The following is a 21,663-nucleotide window of genomic DNA, read 5'->3' as shown; positions in this document are numbered from 1 at the left end:
TATCCAGTAACCGGCCCTCTGTCGAGACCTAGACGGCGGATATTCCATACGGTATACCGTCTACAAAGGAGGCTCGAATGGACCTGTACGAGTACCAGGCGAAGGAGCTCTTCGGGCGCCACGGGATCCCGGTCCCGCCGGGCAGGGTCGCGGAAACGCCTGGGCAGGCCCGCGCGATCGCGGCAGAGCTGGGCGCCCCCGTCGTGGTCAAGGCCCAGGTGAAGACCGGTGGCAGGGGCAAGGCGGGCGGCATCAGGGCGGCGGCGGGCCCGGCCGCGGCCGAGGAGGAGGCGGCCCGCGTCCTCGGCATGGATATCAAGGGACATATCGCGAAACGGGTGCTGGTCGAGGCCGCGACCGTGCCCTTCGAGGAGTACTACGCGGCCTTCCTGGTCGACCGGGCCGAGGGCGGCTTCCTGGCCATGGTGTCCGCCCAGGGCGGCATGGAGATCGAGGAGCTGGCCGCGACGGACCCCGGCGCGATCGTGCGGCTGCCGATCGACCCGGTGACCGGCGTGGACGCCGGCACGGCGCGGCTGCTGGCCGCCAAGGCGGGCCTGCCGCAGGCCGCGGCCCCGGTCCTGGAGCGGCTGTGGACCGTGATGGCCGAGGAGGACGCCCTGCTCGTCGAGGTGAACCCGCTCATCTGCACCACCGGCCAGCAGATCGTCGCCCTCGACGGCAAGGTCACCCTGGACGACAACGCCGCCTTCCGCCACGAGCGGCCGGCCGGGGAGCGCACCGGCAGCCTGGAGGACCGGGCCAGGGCCAAGGGCCTCAACTACGTCAAGCTCGACGGCAGCGTCGGCGTCATCGGCAACGGCGCCGGGCTGGTGATGAGCACGCTCGACGTGGTCGCCGGCGCCGGCGCCGATCCGGCGAACTTCCTGGACATCGGCGGCGGCGCGTCCGCCCAGGTCATGGCCGACGGCCTGGAGATCATCCTGGCGGACCCGGACGTCCGGTCGGTGCTGGTCAACGTCTTCGGCGGCATCACCGCCTGCGACGCGGTGGCCAACGGCATCGTCACCGCGCTCGAACTGCTCGGCGAACGCGGCCACAGCAGGCCCATCGTCGTACGCCTGGACGGCAACAACGCCGAGGTGGGCCGGCGCATCCTGAGCGACGCCCGGCACCCGGTGGTCCGCCAGGTCTCCACCATGGACGGCGCCGCCGAGATGGCGGCCAGACTCGCGGCAGGTGCGTGATGGCGATCTTCCTGACCAAGGACAGCCGGGTGCTGGTCCAGGGCATGACCGGCGCGGAGGGCAGCAGGCACACCGCCCGCATGCTGGCCGCCGGGACCGAGGTGGTGGCCGGGGTGACCCCCGGCAAGGGCGGCCGCTCGGTCGACTTCGGCGAGCGCGCGGTGCCGGTGTTCGGCTCGGTGGCCGACGCCGTGGCGGAGACCGGCGCCGACGTGTCGGTGGTGTTCGTGCCGCCGCGCTTCACGCTCGCGGCCGTGGAGGAGGCGGTCTCGGCGGCGGTGCCGCTGTGCGTGGTCATCACCGAGGGCGTGCCCGTACGCGACGCGATCCGGCTGCGCGCCGCGGCGGCGGGACGGACCAGGATCATCGGCCCGAACTGCCCCGGTCTGATCAGCCCCGGCCAGTCCTCCGCCGGGATCATCCCCGCCGACATCACCTCCTCGGGGCGGATCGGCCTGGTCTCCAAGTCGGGCACGCTCACGTACCAGCTCATGTACGAGCTGCGCGACCTGGGGTTCTCGACCGCCGTGGGCATCGGCGGCGACCCGGTGATCGGCACCACGCACATCGACTGCCTCCAGGCGTTCCAGGACGACCCGGGCACCGACGCGATCGTGATGATCGGCGAGATCGGCGGCGACGCCGAGGAGCGGGCCGCCGCGTACATCGCCGCGCACGTCACCAAGCCCGTCGTCGCCTACGTGGCCGGGTTCACCGCCCCCGAGGGCAGGACGATGGGGCACGCGGGCGCGATCGTGTCGGGCTCGTCGGGCACCGCCCAGGCCAAGAAGGAGGCGCTGGAGGCGGTCGGCGTGCGGGTCGGGCGGACGCCGTCGGAGACGGCCAGGCTCATGCGGTCGGCGCTCGGCAGGGCGGCGGCATGAGGTTCGCGGTCAACCTGTCCATCCTGCTGACGGACCTGCCGCTGCTGGAGCGGCCCGCGGCGGCGGCCAAGGCCGGGTTCGACGCGGTCGAGCTGTGGTGGCCGTTCGCCACGCCCGAGCCGGATCCCGCGGACCTGGCCGCGCTGCGCGCCTCCGTCGAGGACGCCGGCGTGCGGCTGTCGGGGCTCAACTTCGACGCCGGCGACATGGCCGCCGGCGAGCGCGGCCTGCTGGCGCGGCCCGACGGCTCCGCACGCTTCCGGGCGAACATCCCGGTGGCGGTCGCGTTCGCCGGCGAGCTCGGGTGCGGGGTGCTCAACGCCCTGTACGGCAACGGTCCCGGCACGGACCGCGCGCTGGCGGTGGAGAACCTGAGGAGGGCCGCCGACGCGGCGGGGGAGATCGGCGCGACCGTCGTGGTCGAGGCCCTCAACTCCCACGAGAACCCGCACTACCCGATCACGTCGTCCCAGGAGGCGTTCGACCTGATCGGCGAGGTGGGCCGCGAGAACGTGGCCTTCCTGGCCGACCTCTACCACCTGCACCGCATGGGTGAGGACGTGCTCGCGCTCGTCGGCGGGCACGCGGCGAGGTTCGGTCACGTGCAGATCGCCGACGACCCCGGCCGGGGGCGGCCCGGGAGCGGGCGGATGCCGTACCCGGAGATCCTCGCGCGGCTGGCGGAGGCCGGCTACCGGGGGCACGTCGGCCTGGAGTACCGGCACGAGGGGCCGGGTGCGTTCGCTTGGAGGCAGGGATGACGATCGCGTTCGTCGGCTTGGGGATCATGGGCAGCCCGATGGCCGCCAACCTGGTCGCCGCTGGGCACGCCGTGACCGGCTACGACGTCAGCGCGGAGCGGGTGGACGAGCTGGTCGCGCGGGGCGGCAAGGGCGCCTCCAGCGTGGCCGAGGCGGTGACCGGCGCGGCCGTGGTGATCACCATGCTGCCCGACTCGCCGCAGGTCGAGCAGGTGGCGCCGGACGTCGTCGAGCACGCCTCGCCCGGCCTGCTCTACCTCGACATGAGCACGATCCGGCCCGAGACCTCCCGCTGGGTCGCCGGGCTGGCGGCGGCCAGGGGCGTGCGGGCGCTGGACGCGCCGGTCAGCGGCGGCGAGCGCGGCGCGATCGACGGCACCCTGTCGATCATGGTGGGCGGCGCGGCCGAGGACGTGGAGGCGGCCCGGCCGGTGCTCGGCGCGCTCGGCACCACGATCGTGCACGTCGGCCCGGCCGGCGCGGGGCAGACCGTCAAGGCGGCCAACCAGCTCGTCGTCGGGGGGATCTACGGGCTGGTCGCCGAGGCGATCGTGCTGCTGGAGGCGTCCGGCGTCGACCCCGTCGCCGGGCTGGACGTGCTCGCCGGCGGCCTGGCCGGCTCGCGCGTCCTCGACCTCAAGCGGCACACGATGATCAGGCGGCAGTTCGCCCCGGGCTTCCGCATCGACCTGCACCACAAGGACATGGGCATCGCGATCGCCGCGGCCCGCGAGGCCGGGGTCAGCCTGCCGCTCACCGGCCAGGTCGCCCAGCTCGTCGCGGCGGCCAGGGCGCAGGGCCACGGCTCGCTCGACCACTCCGCGCTGCTCAAAGTGATCGAAAGGCTCAATTCATGACACGAGTCCCCTGCATGGAGGCCGTGGTCGCGGTGCTGGAGTCGGAGGGCGTCGACACGGTCTTCGGCATCCCGGGCGCGGCCATCCTGCCGCTGTACGCGGCGCTCCAGCACAGCTCGATCCGGCACATCACGGTCCGCCACGAGGAGGGCGGCACGCACGCCGCCGACGGCTGGGCGCGCGTCACCGGGAACGTCGGCGTCTGCATCGGCACCTCCGGCCCCGCCGGCACCAACATGATCACCGGCCTCTACACCGCGATGGCCGACTCGATCCCGATGATCTGCGTCACCGGGCAGGCGGCCACCGCCAAGCTGCACCAGGAGGCGTTCCAGGCGGTCGACATCGTGGAGGTCGCCCGGCCCGTCACCAAATGGGCGGTGCAGCTCAAGGAGCCCGCCCAGGCGCCGTGGGTGTTCCGGGAGGCGTTCCGGATCGCCCGTTCCGGAAGGCCCGGGCCGGTGCTCATCGACCTGCCGATTGACGTGCAGCGCGGCACCTGCCTGTACGACAGGACGGTGGACGCGCCGCTGCCCGTCGAGGTGCCGCGGCCCTTACCCCGGGCGGTGCGCCGGGCGGTCGACCTGATCGGCGAGGCCAGGAGGCCGCTCATCCTGGCGGGCGGCGGCGTGATCATCGCCGACGCGGCGGAGGAGCTGCTGGCGCTGGCCGAGCACCTCCAGGTGCCGGTCCAGGTCACGCTCATGGGCAAGGGCGCCTTCCCGGAGGACCACCCGCTGTTCGCCGGGATGGCCGGCATCCAGACGCAGACCCGGTGGGGCAACGCGGCGTTCCTGGAGAGCGACCTCGTGCTGGCGGTCGGCGCGCGGTTCGGCGACCGGCACACCGGCGACCTGGACGTCTACCGGGGCCGGCGCACGTTCATCCACGTGGACATCGAGCCCACCCAGCTCGGCCGGGTCTTCGAGCCCGACCTCGGCATCGTGAGCCACGCCAGGCCGGCGCTGTCCGCGCTGCTCGACGAGGCGCGCGGCCGGGGCGAGGCGCGCGAGCCGGGCGCCTGGCCGCGCCGGGTCGGCGAGCTGCGCGCCACGATGGCCCGCCGCGACGACTTCGACGACGTGCCGATCAAGCCGCCCAGGGTGTTCAGGGAGCTCAATGAGTTCTACGGCCGCGACACCACGTTCGTCACCGCGATCGGGCTCTACCAGATCTGGTCCGGCCAGTTCCAGACGACCTACCTGCCGCGCCGCTACCTGGTCTGCGGCCAGGCCGGGCCGCTGGGCTGGGAGGTGCCGGCCGCGATGGGCGTCAAGTGCGCCCACCCCGAACGGCAGGTCGTGGTGGTGGTCGGCGACTACTCCTTCCAGTTCCTCATGGAGGAGGTCGCGGTCGCCGCCCAGTACCGCATCCCGTTCGTCATCGTGATGATCAACAACGAGTACCTGGGCCTCATCAGGCAGGCGGAGATCCCGTACGAGATGAACTTCGCCGTGGACCTGCACTACGGCGAGGGCGGGATCGACCACGTGAAGGCCATGGAGGCGTTCGGCTGCCCGGCGCGCCGGGTGGAGGAGCCGGGCGACCTCCGCGACGCGCTGGCCTGGGCGAGCGCCGAGGCCGCCCGCGAACGGCTCCCGGTGCTGGTGGAGGTGATGGTCGAGCGCGAGGCCAACGCCGCGATGGGGCCGTCGCTGAAGGAGATCAAGGAGTTCGAGCCGCTGCCCGAGCTCATCGCCGTCGACTGGTCCGACTGAGGAGGCGCCATGCTGCTCAAACCGGGTACGGCCTGGCAGGACACCTACGCACGCGGTCACGCGGTGGCGCCCGAGGCGTTCCACGAGGACCGGGTGCTCAACCACTGGGGCGGGTTCTGGCAGCGTGACGGGCGGCCCGCGCCCGTCTTCTCGCCGCTGGACGGCACCGCCATCGCCGGGCCGCCCCGGCTGGACCGGGCGGGCGCGGGCCGGGCCGTGGCGGGCGCCGTCGACGAGCACCGGCAGTGGCGGCACCTGCCGCTCGCCGAGCGCAGGGCCCGGGTGGCGGCGGCCGTGGAAGCCATGGCCGAGCACCGCGACCTGCTGGCCCTGATGCTCGTGTGGGAGATCGGCAAGCCGTGGAAGACCGCCCGCGCCGACGTGGACCGGTGCCTGGACGGGGTGCGCTGGTATCTGGAGGAGATCGACCGCATGGTCGCCGGGCGGGCGCCGCTGCCCGGCCCGGTGAGCAACATCGCGAGCTGGAACTACCCGATGAGCGTGCTCATGCACGCGATGCTCGTGCAGGCGCTGGCCGGCAACGCGGTGATCGCCAAGACGCCGACCGACGGCGGGCTGTGCTGCCTCACGCTCGCCTGCGCGCTGGCCGTACGGGAGGGGCTGCCTTTCACGCTGGTCAGCGGGGGAGGGGCGGAGCTGTCACCGGTGCTGGTGGCCGGGCGCTCGCTCGGCTGCGTGTCGTTCGTCGGCGGGCGCGACGCGGGCGCCAGCGTGGCGACCTCGCTGGCCGACCCGGAGCGGCGGCACGTGCTGGAGCAGGAGGGGCTCAACTGCTGGGGCGTGTGGGAGTTCTCCGGCTGGGACGCGCTCACCCGGCAGATCCGGGCCTCGTTCGACTACGGCAAGCAGCGGTGCACCGCCTATCCGAGGTTCGTGGTGCAGCGGTCGCTGTTCCCCGAGTTCCTGCGGGCGTACCTGGCGGCGGTCGGGTCGCTGCGGTTCGGGCATCCGCTGGCCGTGGCCGAGCCCGGCGATCCGCTGCCGGAGCTGGACTTCGGGCCGCTGATCAACGCCTCGAAGGCCAAGGAGCTGGCCGACCAGGTGGACGAGGCGGTGGCGCGGGGCGGGGTGCCGGTGCACCGGGCGTCGCTGGCTGACGGACATTTCCTGCCAGGGCAGGATATTTCGGCGTATTTCGCGCCGGTGGCGTTGCTCAGCCCGCCCCGCTCCTCGCCCCTCTTCCACGCCGAGCCGTTCGGCCCCGTCGACACGATCGTGCTGGTGGACACCGAGGCCGAGCTGCTGGCCGCGATGAACGCCAGCAACGGAGCCCTGGTCGCCACCCTGTCCTGCGACGAGGAGGACACGTACGGCAGGCTCGCCCGCGACGTGCGGGCCTTCAAGGTCGGCCACAACCGGCCGCGCTCCCGGGGCGACCGGGAGGAGCTGTTCGGCGGGCTCGGCGCCTCCTGGCGCGGCGCGTTCGTCGGCGGCGAGCTGCTCGTCCGGGCCGCCACCCAGGGCCCCGAAGGCGAGCGCCTGCCCGGCAACTTCCCGCACTACACGCTGCTGCCGTGAGGCCGTGACACCGGCGACCGGACCGGCTAGAACGCCCCGAACCTGGTCGCCGCCAGCAGCACCAGGAACGTCAGCATCGCCACCCGCAGCAGCTTCCCGCCCACCCCCAGGGACGGCCACGACAAGTAGGCCAGCCAGCCGATGAAGACGAGGACGGGCAGCACCGCCACGCCCCCCAGCCAGTTGGTGACCGCGAACCCGGCCAGCAGCAGGACCACCATCACCGCGGGTGTCACCCACCGGGGCACCTGCGTGAACAGGAACGCCATCGGCGTGGCGCTGCGCTCCTCCACCGACTTGCGCAGGCCCGTCGCCCCCGGCGTGAAGAACTGCTCGCCGGGCGGCAGCGGGCGCTTGGCCCCGGGACGCGGCTGGGCGAGCGGGTGTCTGCGGCGGTCGTCGTCTGTGCCCACGGTCCCGAGCCTAGCGCCGCGCGAATCGGCCCGGAGGCTCCGCGCCGTCTGACATCCTGGGGGCGTGCTCGCCGTGATCCGCTACACCGTTCCAGAGTCCCAGTCCCAAGACTTCGCCAAGCAGGGCCAAGCCATCCTCGACCTGCTCGCCGAACAGCCCGGCTACGTCCGGGGCCGGCTGGCGCGGTCCGTCGACGAGCCCAACCTGTGGGCCGTGATCAGCGAATGGGAGGGCGCCGGGTTCTACCGCCGGGCGCTGTCCGCCGCCCGGATGGCGATGTATCCCCTCATGACGCTCATGGTCAACGAACCCAGTGCCTTCGAGGACGTCTACCTCCTCGAAGGCGCGTAACGTCACTCGCGCACGGGGCCGCGGCCCCGTCCCCTAAGCTGGGACCTCACTGAGAGTCCACTGAGAATTCCCTCGCCGACCTCCAGCCGGAAAGAGAACCGACCAACATGGCACGACGCACCGACGTCATGGACACCATCGTCAGCCTCGCCAAGCGCCGCGGGCTCGTCTACCCGTCGAGCGAGATCTACGGCGGACTGCGCGCGTCATGGGACTACGGTCCGCTGGGCGTCGAGCTGAAGAACAACGTCAAGCGGCAGTGGTGGCTGTCGATGGTCCAGGCCCGCGAGGACGTCGTCGGCCTCGACTCCTGCGTCATCCTCGCCCCCGAGGTGTGGCAGGCCAGCGGCCACGTCGAGACCTTCACCGACCCGCTGACCGAGTGCCAGTCCTGCCACAAGCGCTTCCGCGCCGACCACCTGCTCGAGGCGTACGAGGAGAAGAACGGCAAGGAGCCCGCCGGGGGCCTGGCCGACATCACCTGCCCCAACTGCGGCAACAAGGGCTCCTTCACCGCGCCCCGGCAGTTCAGCGGCCTGCTCAAGACCTTCCTCGGCCCGGTCGAGGACGAGTCCGGCCTGGCCTACCTGCGGCCCGAGACCGCCCAGGGCATCTTCATCAACTACCAGAACGTGCAGCAGTCGGCCCGCCGCAAGATCCCGTTCGGCATCGGCCAGATCGGCAAGTCGTTCCGCAACGAGATCACGCCGGGCAACTTCATCTTCCGCACGCGCGAGTTCGAGCAGATGGAGATGGAGTTCTTCGTCAAGCCCGGCACCGACGAGGAATGGCACCAGTACTGGATCGACGAGCGCTTCCGCTGGTACTCCGACCTGGGCATCAACAAGGACAACCTCCGGCTCTACGAGCACCCCAAGGAGAAGCTGTCCCACTACTCCAAGCGGACCGTGGACGTCGAGTACCGCTTCAACTTCACCGGCTCGGAGTGGGGTGAGCTGGAGGGCATCGCCAACCGCACCGACTTCGACCTGACCGCCCACTCCAAGGCTTCGGGCGTCGACCTCAGCTTCTTCGAGCAGGACACCGGCGAGCGTTACGTCCCGTACGTGATCGAGCCGGCCGCCGGCGTCGACCGGGCCACGCTGACGTTCCTGCTCGACGCCTACACCGAGGACGAGGCGCCCAACGCCAAGGGCGTGATGGAGAAGCGCACGGTCATGCGCCTGGACCACCGCCTGGCCCCGGTCAAGGCCGCGGTGCTGCCGCTGTCGCGCAACGCCGACCTGTCGCCGAAGGCGCGTGACCTGGCCGCCCAGCTCCGCCGCCGGTGGAACGTCGAGTTCGACGACGCGGGCGCGATCGGCCGCCGCTACCGCCGCCAGGACGAGATCGGCACGCCGTTCTGCATCACGATCGACTTCGACACCCTGGACGACCAGGCGGTCACCGTGCGCGAGCGCGACTCCATGAGCCAGGAGCGCATCGCCCTCGACCAGGTCGACTCCTACCTGCGCCAGCACCTCAACGACTGACGCACCGCTCGTTCACCGAAAGGGCCGCACTCCGGTGCGGCCCTTTCGCGTTCCGTTCGCGCCGATCCTCGCATACCTGGACGTAACACCACATCTCTCGCTTGTAGCATTCATGGACTGCCCCTGTCCCGATCTGCTCCGGAGGTCACCGTTGACCGCTCACGCTGATGCCAGCAGGCAACGCATCCACGACCTGCTCACCACTGAGGAAGAGCGGGTGCTGCAGCGCTGGACAGCCCTGGCCAAGACGTCCGGCGAGGAGCTGCGGGACATCTACCAGGCGCTGCGCCTCGCCATCGGCGAGGGCCGTGACGACCTGACCGACGTCCGCGGCCTGCTCGCCGAGCTGTCGCGCGAGCGCGCCCGGCAGGGCCACACCCCCTCCGACACCGCGCGCGCGGTCTACGGCCTCAAGGAGGCCGTCTACGAGGCCGTCGAGAGCGACGGCTCCGCCGACGCCCTGCGCGGCTTCATCTGGTTCTCGCGGCTGATCGACGACCTCGGCCTCTACACGTTCGAGGTGTACGCCACCGCCCGCGAGACGATCATCCTGGACCAGGCGGAACAGCTCCTGGAGCTGTCGACGCCCGTCGTCAAGCTGTGGGAGGGCATCGTCGCGGTGCCCCTGATCGGCACCCTGGACTCGGCCAGGACCCAGGTCGTGATGGAGAAGCTGCTGCAGACGCTGGTCGAGACCGGCTCCGAGCACGCCGTGATCGACATCACCGGCGTCCCCGCCGTCGACACCCAGGTCGCCCAGCACCTGCTCAAGACCGTCTTCGCCGCCCGCCTGATGGGCGCCGAATGCGTCATCTCCGGCATCCGCCCGCAGATCGCGCACACCATCGTCACGCTCGGCATCGAGTTCGGCGACATCGTCACCAAGGCCTCGCTCGCCGACGCCCTCGCCTACGCGCTCAGCCGCAGCGGCACCGAGATCAGCACCCCCCGCCGCACCCGCATCGCGGTGCGGACCGAGGAGGTCTGATGGAGCGCGTCCCCATTCTCAAGCTGGGCGACATCCTCATCATCTCCATCCAGGTCGACCTGGAGGACCAGAGCGTGCTGGCCCTCCAGGAGGACCTGGCCGACAGGGTGGTCTCCACCGGGGCGCGCGGCGTCATCATCGACATCACCGCCGTGGAGATCGTCGACTCGTTCATCGGCCGCATGCTGGCCACGATCGCCGCCATGTCGCGGATGCTCGACGCCGAGACCGTGGTCGTCGGCATGCGCCCGGCGGTGGCCATCACGCTGGTCGAGCTCGGCCTGTCCCTGGGCGGCGTGCGCACCGCCCTCGACCTGGAGAAGGGCGTCGCGTTGCTGGAGCACACCCGGAGCACGTCACGATGACCGGAGGCGGTCACGAGCTGCCGATCACGAGCAACGCCGACGTCGTGGCCGTGCGCCAGCGGGTCCGGACCCTGGCCGTGGACGTCGGGCTCTCCCTCGTCGATCAGACCAAGGTCGTCACAGCGGCCAGCGAGCTCGCCCGCAACGCGCTCGTCTACGCCGGAGGAGGCCGGGCCAGCGTCGAGATCGTCGACAACGGCCTGCGCCGGGGCCTCAGGTTGTCCTTCGTCGACGAGGGCCCCGGCATCCCGGACGTGGAGCAGGCGCTCACCGACGGCTGGACCACCGGCAGCGGCCTGGGCCTTGGCCTGGGCGGCTCCCGGCGGCTGGTCGACGAGTTCGAGCTGACCTCGGCCCCTGGGAAGGGGACGACGGTGACCGTGACGAAGTGGGCCAGATAGGTGGCTGGATCAGTGGACGGCATCAGGCAGTTCGGCGACGACACCTGGATACGCGCCGAGGAGCCCAGCGCGGTCGGCGCGGTGCGCCGGCTCGCCACCGGGCTCGCCCTGGCCGCCGGTTTCGGCGACGAGCGCACCGGCCAGGTCGCGGTGGCGGCCACCGAGGCCGTCTCCAACCTGGTCAAGCACGCCGAGCAGGGGATGGCGCTGGTCCGGCTCTGCCCGGGCGCCCCGGACGTCGTCGAGCTGATCACGCTGGACCGGGGGCCGGGCATGCCCGACGTGGCGCGCGCTCTACGTGACGGCTACTCCACGTCCGGCACGCTCGGCATCGGCCTGGGCGCGATCGCCCGCATCGCCTCCCGCTACGACGTCCACTCGCTGCCGGGCAAGGGCACCGTGCTCGCCGTCCAGTTCGGCCGGGCGGAGCTGGACACCCTCCCGCCGGCCAGCGGCCTGGTGCGGCCCATCGGCGAGGAGAGCGTGTCGGGCGACTCGTACGCGATCGTCACCGACGGGCCGGTGACGACCGTGCTGGTGTGCGACGGGCTGGGGCACGGCCCGGCCGCCGCGCAGGCCTCCCGCGAGGCGGTGGCGCTGTTCCTGCGCTCGTCCCGCGACGAGCCGCGCGAGATCCTCGCCCGCGTCCACCGCGGCCTGAACTCCACCCGGGGCGGCGCGGTCGCGGTGGCGCGCGTCACCTCCACCGCCGTCAGCTACGCCGGGCTCGGCAACGTCTCCGGCTGGATCTCCCGCGCCGACGGCCGCCAGGGCATGATCTCCGTGCCGGGCATCGCCGGTCATCAGGGCGGGACGCTGCGCCAGTACGAGTACGAGCTGGGCGAGCACGCCAGCGTGGTGCTGCACTCCGACGGGCTGACCGAGCGCTGGTCCGCCGGCGCGGTCCCGGGCCTGTTCACCTGCTCCCCGGCCGTGATCGCGGCCGGGCTGCTGCGCGAGGCGGGCAGCCGCCGCGACGACGCCTGCGTGGTGATCGTGAGGCCGCGGCCATGAGCGGGACCGAGGTGGCCCGGCTCCGGCTGACCGGCGACCAGGACGTCTTCTCGCTGCGCCGCCTCGGCCGCGCGGTGGCGCGGCTGTCCGGGCTGGAGACGCAGGACCAGGTTCGCGTGGCGACCGCGCTCAGCGAGGTCGGCCGGGAGACGGCCGGCACCGGCGCCCTGGTCGTGTTCTCGCTGGAGAGCGATCGGCTGCTCATCACCGTCGAGCGCGCCCCCGACGCGCTGTGCTCATCGGAGGGCCTGGCGCTCGCCCGGCGCCTGGTGGACGAGGTCACCGCCACGCCCGGCGGGCCGGTCACGATCGTCAAGCGGCTGCCCCCGCGCCGCCAGGGCCCGCCCGCCGAGCGCATCCGCGACAGCCTGGCAGGCTTGACCCCGGTCACCGCGCTGGAGGAACTGCGGGCGCAGAACGAGGAGCTGGCCACGGCCCTGGAGGACGTGCGGCGGCTCAACACCGAGCTGCAGGAGACCAACACCGGCGTCCTGGCGCTGTACAACCAGCTCTCCAGCGAGCTGGAGGAGACCAACCGCGGCGTCGTCGCCCTCTACGCCGAGCTCGACGAGAAGTCCACCCAGCTCCGCGAGGCGTCGGAGGCCAGGAACCGGTTCTGGACCACGCTCAGCCACGAGCTGCGCACCCCGCTCAACTCGGTCATCGGCCTGGTCCGGCTGCTCGTCGGCCCCGGCGGCGAGCCGCTCACCGAGGAGCAGGCGCACCAGATCCGGCTCATCGGCGGCTCGGCCGAGACGCTGCTGGCGCTGGTGGGCGAGCTGCTCGACATGGCCAAGGCCGAATCGGGGCGGCTGCAGCCCGAGCTCGGCCTGTGCGACCTGGCCAGGCTCGTGGAGCAGCTCCGGGTCACGATGCAGCCGACCGGCGAGGTGGAGCTGCGCACCTCGGTCGCCCCCGAGGCGGCCGAGATCTACACCGACGCGGTCATGCTCACGCGGGTGCTGCGCAACCTGCTGTCGAACGCGCTGAAGTTCACCCGGAGCGGCGAGGTGCGGCTGCGGGCGGAGCTCGACGAGGCCGCCGACGAGGTGGTCGTCACCGTGGCCGACACCGGCATCGGCATCTCGCAGGAGGATCTGGAGCGCGTCTTCGAGGAGTTCTACCAGGTGCCGGGCCCCCTCCAGGCCACGGCCAGGGGCACCGGCATCGGCCTGCCGTACGCGCGCAGGCTGGTGGAGGCGCTGGACGGGAGCCTGGAGCTGGCGAGCGCGGCGGGCGAGGGGACGACGGTCACCGTCCGGCTGCCGCGCCACCACCTGGTGCCCGAGGTCGAGCGGCTGCTGATAGCCGACGACGACGAGGCGTTCCGCGCCCTGGCCCGCAGGATGCTGCACGGCTTCGCCGTCCACGTGGACGAGGCCGGCGACGGCGTCGAGGCGCTGGGCGTGATGAAGGAGCGGCGGCCCGGCGTCGTCGTGCTGGACATGCTGATGCCGCGCCTCGACGGCAACGCGCTGCTCCAGCGCATGGCGGAGGACGAGGAGCTGCGGGAGGTGCCGGTGGTGGTCGTGACCGTGGCGCCGGGCAGGGCCGTGGCGGGCCATCCGGTGCTGTCCAAGGACCGGCTGCGCCGCGAGGACCTGCTGCGCGCGGTGCGCGAGGCAACGGGGACGAGCCGTGGCTGAGCCGCCCGCGACGGTCCTCGTGGTGGACGACACGCCCACCAAGCGCTACATCCTGTCGAGCTGGCTGCGCCGGGCCGGCCACCAGGTCGTCGAGGCCGGCACCGGGGAGGAGGCCCTGGAGGTGCTCGCCCGGGGCGGCCTCGACCTGGTGGTGCTGGACGTGCGGCTGCCCGGCCTCGACGGCTACGCGGTGTGCGAGCGCATCAAGGCCGACCCGGCGACCGCCTCGATCCCGGTCATCCAGGTGTCGGCCCACGCCGTCTCGGTGACCGACCGGGCCGAGGGGCTGGAGCGGGGCGCGGACGCGTACCTGTCGGAGCCCATCGAGCCGGACGAGTTCACCGCGACCGTCGTGGCCACGCTGCGCTACTCGCGGGCGCGGCGGCAGGCCGAGGTGATGGCCTGGCGCCTGGCCAGGCTGGCCGAGACGACGCTGCGCATCAACCGGGCCGACTCCTTCGAGCGGCTGCTGTCGGTGGCGGTGGCGGGCACCGCCGAGATCATGGGCCGCTTCTCCGGCGCGCTGGCGCTGCCCGCCGACGGGCGGCTGCGCCGCTACCGGGCGCGCCCTGGCGAGGCGGCGGCCGGCAAGGGCGTCGCCCCCAGCCTGCTGGAGCGCCTGACCGCGATCGCGCTCGGCCCGGCGACGGGCGCCGAGGTGATCACCCTGCCGCCCGAGCGGTGGCGCGAGCTCGTGCCGGACTCCGAGATCGACATGCCGGTCACCGGGGTCCTCTGCCGGACCAGGAAGGGCCGGCCGCCGATCTTCCTCGGCGTCGAGGCCGACCCGGAGCTGGACGCCGACGAGGTCAACCTGCTGCGCCAGCTCGCCCAGGAGCTGGCCCTGGCCGTCGACGCGCGGCGCGCCTACACCGAGGAGCACGCGATCTCGATCATGCTGCAGCGCAGCCTGCTGCCCCCGTACGTCCCGGACGTGGCCGGGGTGACGCTGGGCCTGCGCTACGAGCCCGCCGGCGGCGGGCTCGAGGTGGGCGGCGACTTCTACGAGGTGCTGAGCCTGGGCGAGCGGATGCTCGTGGCGGTCGGCGACGTGATGGGCCACTCGCTGCACGCCGCGACGGTCATGGCCGAGCTGCGTCACGCGCTGCGCGCCTCCGTCATGGACGAGGTGAACCTGTCGGCGTCGATGGACCTGCTCAACAAGGTGCTGCGGCGCTACCACCCGGGCATGACGGCGACCGTCTGCCTGATGCTGCTGACCCCGGCGACGGGCGAGATCGCGCTGGCCAACGCCGGGCACATCCCGCCGCTGATGGCCGGGCCCGACGCCCGCTACCACGGCATGGGCAACCTCATGCTGGGCGTGGCCGACGAGGAGTACAAGGTCGACCACCTCGTGCTGCCGCCCGGCGGGACGGTCATGCTGTTCACCGACGGGCTGGTGGAGGACCGGCACACGCTGCTGGACGACTGCCTGGAGCGGGCCAGGGCGCTGGCCGAGACCGTCGGGGACGACCTGGAGGCGTTCTGCGACGGGATGCTGGCGGCCTTCGGGACGCGGGAGGACGACGTCGCGCTCGTGGTGCTGCGGCGCGACGCCTGACCACCCCACCGAAAAATCGCATAAAGGCCGCAGTTACCTACGTTTTCGCGCCCGCTTGATGACATGGCCCTGAACCCGATGAAAGGGACAGGGGATCCATGCCACGCACCACACGTATCGCCGCCCTTCTCCTGGCCGGCGGCGCGCTGCTCCTGACGGGCGGCGCCGCGTACGCCGGGCCGGAGCCGTCCGCGCTGGAGCTCCGGCTCGTCGTGGACGACTGCCCCGAGGTCAGGCCATGACCGACGCCGAACTGCTGGAACGGGCGCTGTTCGAGGTCAAGAGGGTGATCGTCGGCCAGGACCACATGGTCGAACGGCTGCTGGTCGCGGTCCTGGCCAGGGGGCACTGCCTGCTCGAAGGGGTGCCGGGCATCGCCAAGACGCTGGCGGCCCACACCCTGGCCACCGTGGTGGGCGGCACGTTCGCCCGCATCCAGTTCACGCCCGACCTGGTGCCGTCCGACATCGTCGGCACCCGCATCTACCGGCCGTCGACCGAGACGTTCGACATCGAGCTCGGCCCGGTCATGGTCAACCTGCTGCTCGCCGACGAGATCAACCGGGCGCCCGCCAAGGTCCAGTCGGCGCTCCTGGAGATCATGGCCGAGCGGCAGGTGAGCATCGGCGGCGCCACCCACCAGGTGCCGACGCCGTTCCTGGTGCTGGCCACGCAGAACCCGATCGAGTCCGAAGGCGTCTACCACCTGCCGGAGGCCCAGCGCGACCGCTTCCTGCTCAAGGTGGACGTCGGCTATCCCAGCGAGTCGGAGGAGCTGGCGATCGCCTACCGGATGAGCGTCGACCCGCCCGTGCCCCAGCGCGTGCTCGACCCCGACCGGCTCACCGAGCTGCAACGCCGCGCCGACCAGGTGTTCGTCCACCACGCCGTCGCCGAGTACGCCGTCCGCCTCGTCCACGCCACCCGCGCCCCCGACCGCTACGGGCTGCCCGGCCTGGGCCGCCACCTCGCCTTCGGGGCCGGCCCGCGCGCCACGCTCGGCCTGCTCGCCGCCGGACGGGCGCTCGCCCTCATGCGCGGCCGCTCGTACGTGCTGCCCGACGACATCCGCGACCTCGCGCCCGACGTGATGGCGCACCGGCTGGTGCTGTCGTTCGACGCGCTGGCCGACGACGTGCCGCCGAGGTCGATCGTGGACCAGGTCCTGTCGGCGGTGCCACTCCCGGTCATCGCCCCGCAGCAGGACGCGGCCGCATGACCGCCCACCTGGCGGCCGAGCCCGCGCTGCGCAGGCTGGAGCTGGTCATCACCAGGCGGCTCGACGGGCTGCTCCAGGGCGAGCACCTGGGCCTGTTCCCCGGGCCGGGCAGCGAGCTCGCCGAGGCCCGGCCGTACCGGCCCGGCGACGACGTGCGGCGGATGGACTGGAACGTCACCGCGCGCACCGCCGAGCCGCACGTGCGCGAGCAGGTCGCCGACCGCGAGCTGGAGGTGTGGACGCTGCTCGACGCCACGGCCAGCATGGACTTCGGCACCGCCACGATGGAGAAACGCGACCTCGCGCTGGCCGCCGTGGCGGCGGTCGGCTTCCTCACCCAGCGGACCGGCAACCGGATGGGCGCCCACCTGCTGCACGGCGACGGCGTCCGCGTCCTGCCCGCCAGGACCGGGCGGGCGCACCTGATGGCGGTGCTGCGGGCCGTGTCCGCGCTGCCCCGCACCCCGCCGGGCGCCGCCCCGCCGCCGCTCGGCGCGGCGATCGAGCGATTCGGGAAGGCGGTGCGGCGGCGTGGCCTCGTCGTGGTGGTGTCGGACTTCCTGGACGAGCCGGCGGCCTGGGAGCCGGCGCTGCGCCGCCTCGCCGTCCGCCACCAGGCGCTCGCGGTGGAGGTGCTCGATCCGCGCGAGCTGACGCTCCCGGACGTCGGCGTCCTCACGCTCGTCGACCCCGAGACCGGGCGGCGGCGCGAGGTCTCCACGGCGGGCGCCCGGCTGCGGCTGCGCTACGCCGAGGCCGCCGCCGCCCAGCGCGCTGCCATCGCGGCCGCCCTGCGCCGCGCCGGCGCCGCCCACCTGCGGCTGCGCACCGACGGCGACTGGCTCCGCGACCTCGCCCGTCACATCCTCACCCACCGCCGCCTCGCCCACGCCCCCACCGCCCCCGCCGCCCCCACTGGCCCCACCGCGCCCGCCGCACCCGGTGTCGCCGGGGCGTTGTCGTCGGGGGGTGGGGGCCGGTGACGCTGCTCTCGCCGATGTGGCTGCTGCTCCTGGCGCCCGTCGCCCTGCTCGCGGTCGCGTACGTGGTGACGCAGGCGAGGCGCAGCGCGTACGCCGTCCGGTTCACCAACCTGGACCTGCTCGACAAGGTGGCCCCGCGCGGGCCCGGATGGCGGCGGCACGTGCCGGCCGCGCTGCTGCTCGGCGTGTTCGCGCTGCTGGTCGTCGGGTTCGCCAGGCCGACGGCCGAGGTCCGGGTGCCCAGGGAACGCGCGACGATCATGGTGGCGTTCGACGTGTCCGCGTCCATGGAGGCCACCGACGTGTCGCCGGACCGGTTCACCGCCGCCCGGCAGGCGGCCCGGCAGTTCGTGGACGGGCTGCCGGAGCGGTTCAACCTGGGCCTGGTCGCGTTCTCGTCGGACGCGTCGGTGGCGGTCCCGCCCACCACCGACAGGCAGGCGGTGCTGACCGCGCTCGACCGGCTGTCCACGTCCGCCGGCACCGCCATCGGCGAGGCCGTCCTGTCGTCGCTGGAGGCGATCGCCGCCCTCGACAGCCAGGAGGAGGCGCCGCCCGCGCACATCGTGCTGCTGTCGGACGGCTCCAGCACCACCGGCAGGACGGTCGCCGAGGCCGCGCGGGAGGCGGCCGCGCGCGGCGTGCCCGTCACCACCATCGCCTACGGCACCCAGGGCGGCGTCATCGAGCTGCAGGGCCGCCAGGTGCCGGTCCCGGTGGACGGCCCCGCCCTGCGGGAGCTGGCCGAGACCGCCGGGGGCGGCTTCTACGAGGCGGCCAGCGGCGACGAGCTCCAGGCGGTCTACGAGGACATCGGCACGTCGGTCGGCTACCGGACCGAACGGCAGGAGATCTGGCAGTGGTTCGTGGCGGCGGCCCTGGTCCTGGGGCTGCTGGCCGCCGGGGCCTCGATGCTCTGGTTCGCGAGGCTGCCGTGATCGGGCTCGGCCGGCCCAGCGGGCCGGAGTTCGTCACCCCGCCCCTGACCCGCCCGGCCCCGGCGGTCACGCCGGGCGTGCGGGCGATGGCCGGGCCGGCCGCGCCGCCTCGGGGCGGTCGTCTGCTGCTCGCCGCCGTGCTCGTCGCGGCGGTCACCGGCGGCGCGGCCGGTCTGGCCGGCGCGGCGGTGTTCGCCGGGAGCGAGCCGCCCGCCGCGGCCGCGCTGCCCAGGGCCGCCCCGGCCCCGGCGGGCAGCCTGGCCGGGATGAGCGCCACCGCCGCCCGCGTGCTCCCCAGCGTCGTCTCGATCGAGCTGCGGCGCGGCGGCGGCTCCGGGTTCGTGGTGGACGGCCGGGGCCACGTCCTCACCAACGCGCACGTCGTACGCGGTGAGAGCGAGGTGACCGTGGTGCTCGGCGACGGCCGCAGGCTGGCGGCCCGGGTGCTCGGCGCCGACGACGACGAGGACCTGGCCGTGCTGCGCGTCGACGGCGCCGCCGGGCTGCCGCCCGCGACGCTCGGCCGCTCCGCCGCCCTGGCCGTCGGCGAGCAGGTGCTCGCCATCGGCTCGCCGCTCGGCCTGTCCGGCACCGTCACCGCCGGCATCGTCAGCGCCCTGGACCGCGAGGTCAGGCTGGGCGGCTCGGCCCGCACCGCCGTGCAGACGGACGCCTCCATCAACCCCGGCAACTCCGGCGGCCCGCTCGTCAACGCCCGGGGCGAGGTCGTCGGCGTGAACACGGCCATCGCGGCGGACCGGGGCGGCGGCAACATCGGCATCGGCTTCGCCATCCCGATCGACCGCGCCGCGCCCATCGCGGAACGCATCATCCGAAATTAGGGTCCAGGCATGCGATTGCTGGTGGTCGAGGACGAGGAGGACCTGGTCGACGCGCTGCGCGTGGGCCTGGTCCGGGCCGGATACGCCGTGGACGTCGCCTTCGACGCCCCGGCGGCGCAGGAGAAGCTCCAGGTGAACGGCTACGACCTGGTGCTGCTCGACCTCAACCTGCCCGGCGGCGACGGCTTCCAGCTGTGCCGGGCGGCGCGGGCGGCGGGCAACGACGTGCGCATCATCATGGTCACCGCCCGCGACCGGCTGGACGACCGCGTGCGCGGGCTCGACGAGGGCGCCGACGACTACCTGGTCAAGCCGTTCGCCTTCCCCGAACTGCTGGCCAGGGTCCGGGCGCTGCTCCGCAGGGACACCGGCGGCACCTCCGTCCTCGAAGTCGGGCTGCTGCGGATCGACACGGCGAGGATGGAGGTGTCGCTGGGCGGCCGGGCGCTGGCGCTCACCCCCAAGGAGTACGGGGTGCTGCACTACCTGATGACGCGGCCCGGCCACGTCGTCTCCAGCGAGGAACTGCTCGAACACGTCTGGGACGAGCACGCCGACCCGTTCACCAACACCGTGCGGGTGACCGTCGGCAACCTGCGCCGCAAGCTCCAGGCGGACGGGCTCATCGAGACGGTGATCAGCCGGGGATACCGGCTCAAGGAGCCCACATGATCCACACCATCCGGTTCCGGCTCACCGTGCTCTACTCCGGGCTGCTGTTCCTGCTGGCGGCGCTGGTGCTCGGCGGCATCTACCTCGCCGTCTCGCGCACGACCGAGCAGCGGGGGTACGCGACCGAGGTCGCCAAGGCGTTCCGCAACGGCGAGTACATCGGCAAGCGGGAAGTGGTCCTCATGGAGGAGGTGGAGAACGCGATCAACGTGCGGACGATGGACACGCTGCGCGACTACTCCCTCTACACGCTCGGCGCGCTGTTCCTGGCCAGTCTCGGCATCGGCTGGATGCTGTCGGGGCGGGTGCTGCGGCCGGTCCGGTCCATCACCCGGACGACCGAGGAGATCCAGGCGACCGACCTGACCCGGCGGATCACGCTCGGCGGCCCGAACGACGAGCTGAAGGACCTCGCCGACACCATCGACACCATGCTCGACCGGCTGGAGGAGGCGTTCCGGGCGCAGCGGCAGCTCATCGACGACGCCTCCCACGAGCTGCGCAGCCCGTTGACGATCATCCGGGCGAACGTGGACGCCGTCCTGCTGTCGCCGGAGGCCAGCGACGAGGAGCGGGCCCGCGCGGTCGCCGTCGTGGACCGGGCGACGACCCGGATGACGCGGCTGGTGGAGGACCTGCTGGCCAGCGCCAGGCGGCAGGGCACCGCCTTCGCCGACACGGACCTGGACCTGGCGCGGGTGGCGGGGGAGGCGTGCGAGGAGTACGCGGCGCTGGCCTCGGCCCGCGCGCTCACCATCACCCGTGAGCTGACGCCGGGGCTGGAGATGACCGGCGACCAGGACGCGCTGCGGCGCGCGGTGGCCAACCTGCTGTCCAACGCGGTGCGCCTCTCCCCGCCGGGCGGCCGGGTCCGCGTCGCCGCCGGCCGCTGGGGCGCCCCGTGGACGGCCGCCGAAACCCTTTCCACCTCCGCCGGGCCCCCGTCGGCACGGGGGCGGGAGGCCGGCCACGGGAGGGAGCGGCGGGGCTCCGGGGCGGACGGCGGGTGGCTGTGGGTGGCGGTGCGCGACGACGGGCCCGGGCTGGAGGCGGCCGACCAGGCCCGGGTGTTCGACCGGTTCTGGCGCGGCGAGGCGAGCCGCAGGGACCGCCACACCGGCCTGGGCCTGGCGATCGTCCGGCAGATCGTGGAGTCGCACGGCGGCAGGGTGGCGGTGTTCTCGCAGGTGGGCCGGGGGTCGACGTTCGTCCTGTGGCTGCCGGCGCGGGACGGCGCGCCGGGCCCGGCGCCGGAGGCGGACCCGCTCATTTGAGCACCCGCCCGACCAGCTCTCCCTTGCGCGGCACGGCGATGCAGTAGGCGGTGCGGTGGCGCGGCCACTCGTGCTCCAGCGGGAGTACGGCGGTGGCCTCCACGAGGTGCCGCTTGTCCGGGAGGACCCGCATCTTGTCGGCGCACCAGGCCCTGGACTTGCGCATCGCCTCGGTCTCGCCGGGCCACGGGCCTTCGGGGAGCACGTACATGGAGGAGAACTCGGCGGCGTGCGGCAGCCCGCACGGCACGAGCGTCGCCGTCAGGTCGCCGTAGATCTCGGCGATGCAGTCGCCGGGACGCAGCACGGTCATGTGGAAGAGCTCCCCGGACTGGGGGGTCGTGGCTGCGCAGGCGACCGCTCCCGCCAGGCAGACGGCGGCCGTCAGTCGGCGTGTCGTGGAAAGCACGGGGCCGAGGATCCCAGCCGCCGGTCACCGTGGGATCGCGGGGACGGGGCTGAACAGTCACGCTGCTCCAGTCAGGCCGGGTTGTAAAGGGCGTGGTTCCGCGCCCCCCAATCCGCTCGGGCA

The 21,663-nt window shown here is 73.2% G+C and carries 23 protein-coding genes; 21 read left to right on the top strand and 2 right to left on the bottom strand.

Features of this window, described 5'->3' with window-relative positions; translation table 11 throughout:
* Positions 1–77: 77 nt before the first annotated feature.
* The 6 genes from sucC to AB0G11_RS09750 are packed head-to-tail and all read left to right on the top strand — an operon-like array spanning position 78 to position 6,967.
* The gene (gene sucC, locus AB0G11_RS09775; RefSeq protein WP_219509521.1) at positions 78–1,208 is read left to right on the top strand and encodes an ADP-forming succinate--CoA ligase subunit beta; all 1,131 of its coding nucleotides are present in this window, start codon (positions 78–80) and stop codon (positions 1,206–1,208) included.
* Positions 1,208–2,092, top strand: coding sequence for a succinate--CoA ligase subunit alpha (gene sucD / locus AB0G11_RS09770; RefSeq protein WP_357585080.1), 885 nt, complete (start codon positions 1,208–1,210; stop codon positions 2,090–2,092). The genes sucC and sucD overlap by 1 nt, the downstream gene beginning before the upstream one ends.
* Entirely contained in the window at positions 2,089–2,853 is a 765-nt protein-coding gene (locus AB0G11_RS09765) for a TIM barrel protein (RefSeq protein ID WP_357585078.1), read from the top strand. Before sucD ends, AB0G11_RS09765 begins: the two co-directional genes overlap by 4 nt.
* Positions 2,850–3,710 carry an NAD(P)-dependent oxidoreductase gene (locus AB0G11_RS09760; protein ID WP_219509524.1) on the top strand — a complete coding sequence of 287 codons (861 nt, stop codon included), beginning with the start codon at positions 2,850–2,852 and terminating at the stop codon, positions 3,708–3,710. Before AB0G11_RS09765 ends, AB0G11_RS09760 begins: the two co-directional genes overlap by 4 nt.
* The gene (gene gcl / locus AB0G11_RS09755) at positions 3,707–5,428 is read left to right on the top strand and encodes a glyoxylate carboligase (RefSeq protein WP_219509525.1); all 1,722 of its coding nucleotides are present in this window, start codon (positions 3,707–3,709) and stop codon (positions 5,426–5,428) included. Before AB0G11_RS09760 ends, gcl begins: the two co-directional genes overlap by 4 nt.
* Before the next feature lie 9 nt (positions 5,429–5,437).
* Positions 5,438–6,967: an aldehyde dehydrogenase family protein gene (locus AB0G11_RS09750; protein ID WP_219509526.1), complete on the top strand. Its 1,530-nt coding sequence runs from the start codon at positions 5,438–5,440 to the stop codon at positions 6,965–6,967.
* 26 nt (positions 6,968–6,993) lie between these two features.
* Here the strand turns inward: AB0G11_RS09750 and AB0G11_RS09745 are convergent, their stop codons facing one another.
* Entirely contained in the window at positions 6,994–7,380 is a 387-nt protein-coding gene (locus tag AB0G11_RS09745) for a DUF6703 family protein (protein WP_219509527.1), read from the bottom strand.
* A 64-nt stretch (positions 7,381–7,444) separates the two neighbouring features.
* Here AB0G11_RS09745 and AB0G11_RS09740 point away from each other — a divergent pair, with 64 nt between their 5' ends.
* The 15 genes from AB0G11_RS09740 to AB0G11_RS09670 all read left to right on the top strand — a co-directional run bounded on the left by AB0G11_RS09740 (position 7,445) and on the right by AB0G11_RS09670 (position 21,131).
* The gene (locus tag AB0G11_RS09740; RefSeq protein ID WP_219509528.1) at positions 7,445–7,732 is read left to right on the top strand and encodes an antibiotic biosynthesis monooxygenase family protein; all 288 of its coding nucleotides are present in this window, start codon (positions 7,445–7,447) and stop codon (positions 7,730–7,732) included.
* A gap of 107 nt (positions 7,733–7,839) precedes the next feature.
* The gene (locus tag AB0G11_RS09735; RefSeq protein ID WP_219509529.1) at positions 7,840–9,225 is read left to right on the top strand and encodes a glycine--tRNA ligase; all 1,386 of its coding nucleotides are present in this window, start codon (positions 7,840–7,842) and stop codon (positions 9,223–9,225) included.
* A gap of 151 nt (positions 9,226–9,376) precedes the next feature.
* Complete coding sequence (locus tag AB0G11_RS09730) at positions 9,377–10,213, top strand: STAS domain-containing protein (protein WP_246645943.1); 837 nt, start codon at positions 9,377–9,379, stop codon at positions 10,211–10,213.
* Positions 10,213–10,578: an STAS domain-containing protein gene (locus AB0G11_RS09725; RefSeq protein ID WP_219509531.1), complete on the top strand. Its 366-nt coding sequence runs from the start codon at positions 10,213–10,215 to the stop codon at positions 10,576–10,578. The genes AB0G11_RS09730 and AB0G11_RS09725 overlap by 1 nt, the downstream gene beginning before the upstream one ends.
* Positions 10,575–10,979: an anti-sigma regulatory factor gene (locus AB0G11_RS09720; protein ID WP_219509532.1), complete on the top strand. Its 405-nt coding sequence runs from the start codon at positions 10,575–10,577 to the stop codon at positions 10,977–10,979. Before AB0G11_RS09725 ends, AB0G11_RS09720 begins: the two co-directional genes overlap by 4 nt.
* A gap of 12 nt (positions 10,980–10,991) precedes the next feature.
* Positions 10,992–11,993: an ATP-binding protein gene (locus tag AB0G11_RS09715; RefSeq protein WP_219509533.1), complete on the top strand. Its 1,002-nt coding sequence runs from the start codon at positions 10,992–10,994 to the stop codon at positions 11,991–11,993.
* Entirely contained in the window at positions 11,990–13,639 is a 1,650-nt protein-coding gene (locus AB0G11_RS09710) for an ATP-binding protein (RefSeq protein WP_219509534.1), read from the top strand. The genes AB0G11_RS09715 and AB0G11_RS09710 overlap by 4 nt, the downstream gene beginning before the upstream one ends.
* Positions 13,632–15,203, top strand: a complete 1,572-nt coding sequence (locus AB0G11_RS09705; protein ID WP_357585076.1) for a fused response regulator/phosphatase — start codon at positions 13,632–13,634, stop codon at positions 15,201–15,203. The genes AB0G11_RS09710 and AB0G11_RS09705 overlap by 8 nt, the downstream gene beginning before the upstream one ends.
* A gap of 98 nt (positions 15,204–15,301) precedes the next feature.
* A complete protein-coding gene (locus tag AB0G11_RS09700) occupies positions 15,302–15,445 on the top strand; it encodes a hypothetical protein (RefSeq protein ID WP_219509536.1) in 144 nt (47 codons plus the stop codon).
* Positions 15,442–16,422 (top strand): MoxR family ATPase, encoded by a 981-nt coding sequence (locus AB0G11_RS09695; RefSeq protein ID WP_219509537.1) that lies wholly within the window; start codon positions 15,442–15,444, stop codon positions 16,420–16,422. The genes AB0G11_RS09700 and AB0G11_RS09695 overlap by 4 nt, the downstream gene beginning before the upstream one ends.
* Positions 16,419–17,405: a DUF58 domain-containing protein gene (locus AB0G11_RS09690; RefSeq protein ID WP_357585074.1), complete on the top strand. Its 987-nt coding sequence runs from the start codon at positions 16,419–16,421 to the stop codon at positions 17,403–17,405. Before AB0G11_RS09695 ends, AB0G11_RS09690 begins: the two co-directional genes overlap by 4 nt.
* The gene (locus AB0G11_RS09685) at positions 17,402–18,343 is read left to right on the top strand and encodes a VWA domain-containing protein (RefSeq protein WP_219509539.1); all 942 of its coding nucleotides are present in this window, start codon (positions 17,402–17,404) and stop codon (positions 18,341–18,343) included. The genes AB0G11_RS09690 and AB0G11_RS09685 overlap by 4 nt, the downstream gene beginning before the upstream one ends.
* Positions 18,340–19,185 (top strand): trypsin-like peptidase domain-containing protein, encoded by an 846-nt coding sequence (locus AB0G11_RS09680; protein ID WP_219509540.1) that lies wholly within the window; start codon positions 18,340–18,342, stop codon positions 19,183–19,185. Before AB0G11_RS09685 ends, AB0G11_RS09680 begins: the two co-directional genes overlap by 4 nt.
* Positions 19,186–19,194: 9 nt before the next feature.
* Positions 19,195–19,857 (top strand): response regulator transcription factor, encoded by a 663-nt coding sequence (locus tag AB0G11_RS09675; protein WP_219509541.1) that lies wholly within the window; start codon positions 19,195–19,197, stop codon positions 19,855–19,857.
* A complete protein-coding gene (locus AB0G11_RS09670) occupies positions 19,854–21,131 on the top strand; it encodes a HAMP domain-containing sensor histidine kinase (protein WP_357585072.1) in 1,278 nt (425 codons plus the stop codon). Before AB0G11_RS09675 ends, AB0G11_RS09670 begins: the two co-directional genes overlap by 4 nt.
* Here the strand turns inward: AB0G11_RS09670 and AB0G11_RS09665 are convergent.
* A complete protein-coding gene (locus AB0G11_RS09665) occupies positions 21,124–21,540 on the bottom strand; it encodes a hypothetical protein (RefSeq protein WP_357585070.1) in 417 nt (138 codons plus the stop codon). The genes AB0G11_RS09670 and AB0G11_RS09665 overlap by 8 nt on opposite strands.
* Positions 21,541–21,663: the final 123 nt, after the last annotated feature.

Source organism: Nonomuraea sp. NPDC023979, assembly GCF_040639085.1.
GTDB lineage: Bacteria > Actinomycetota > Actinomycetes > Streptosporangiales > Streptosporangiaceae > Nonomuraea > Nonomuraea ceibae.
This window is presented reverse-complemented; position numbering and strand designations above follow the sequence as displayed.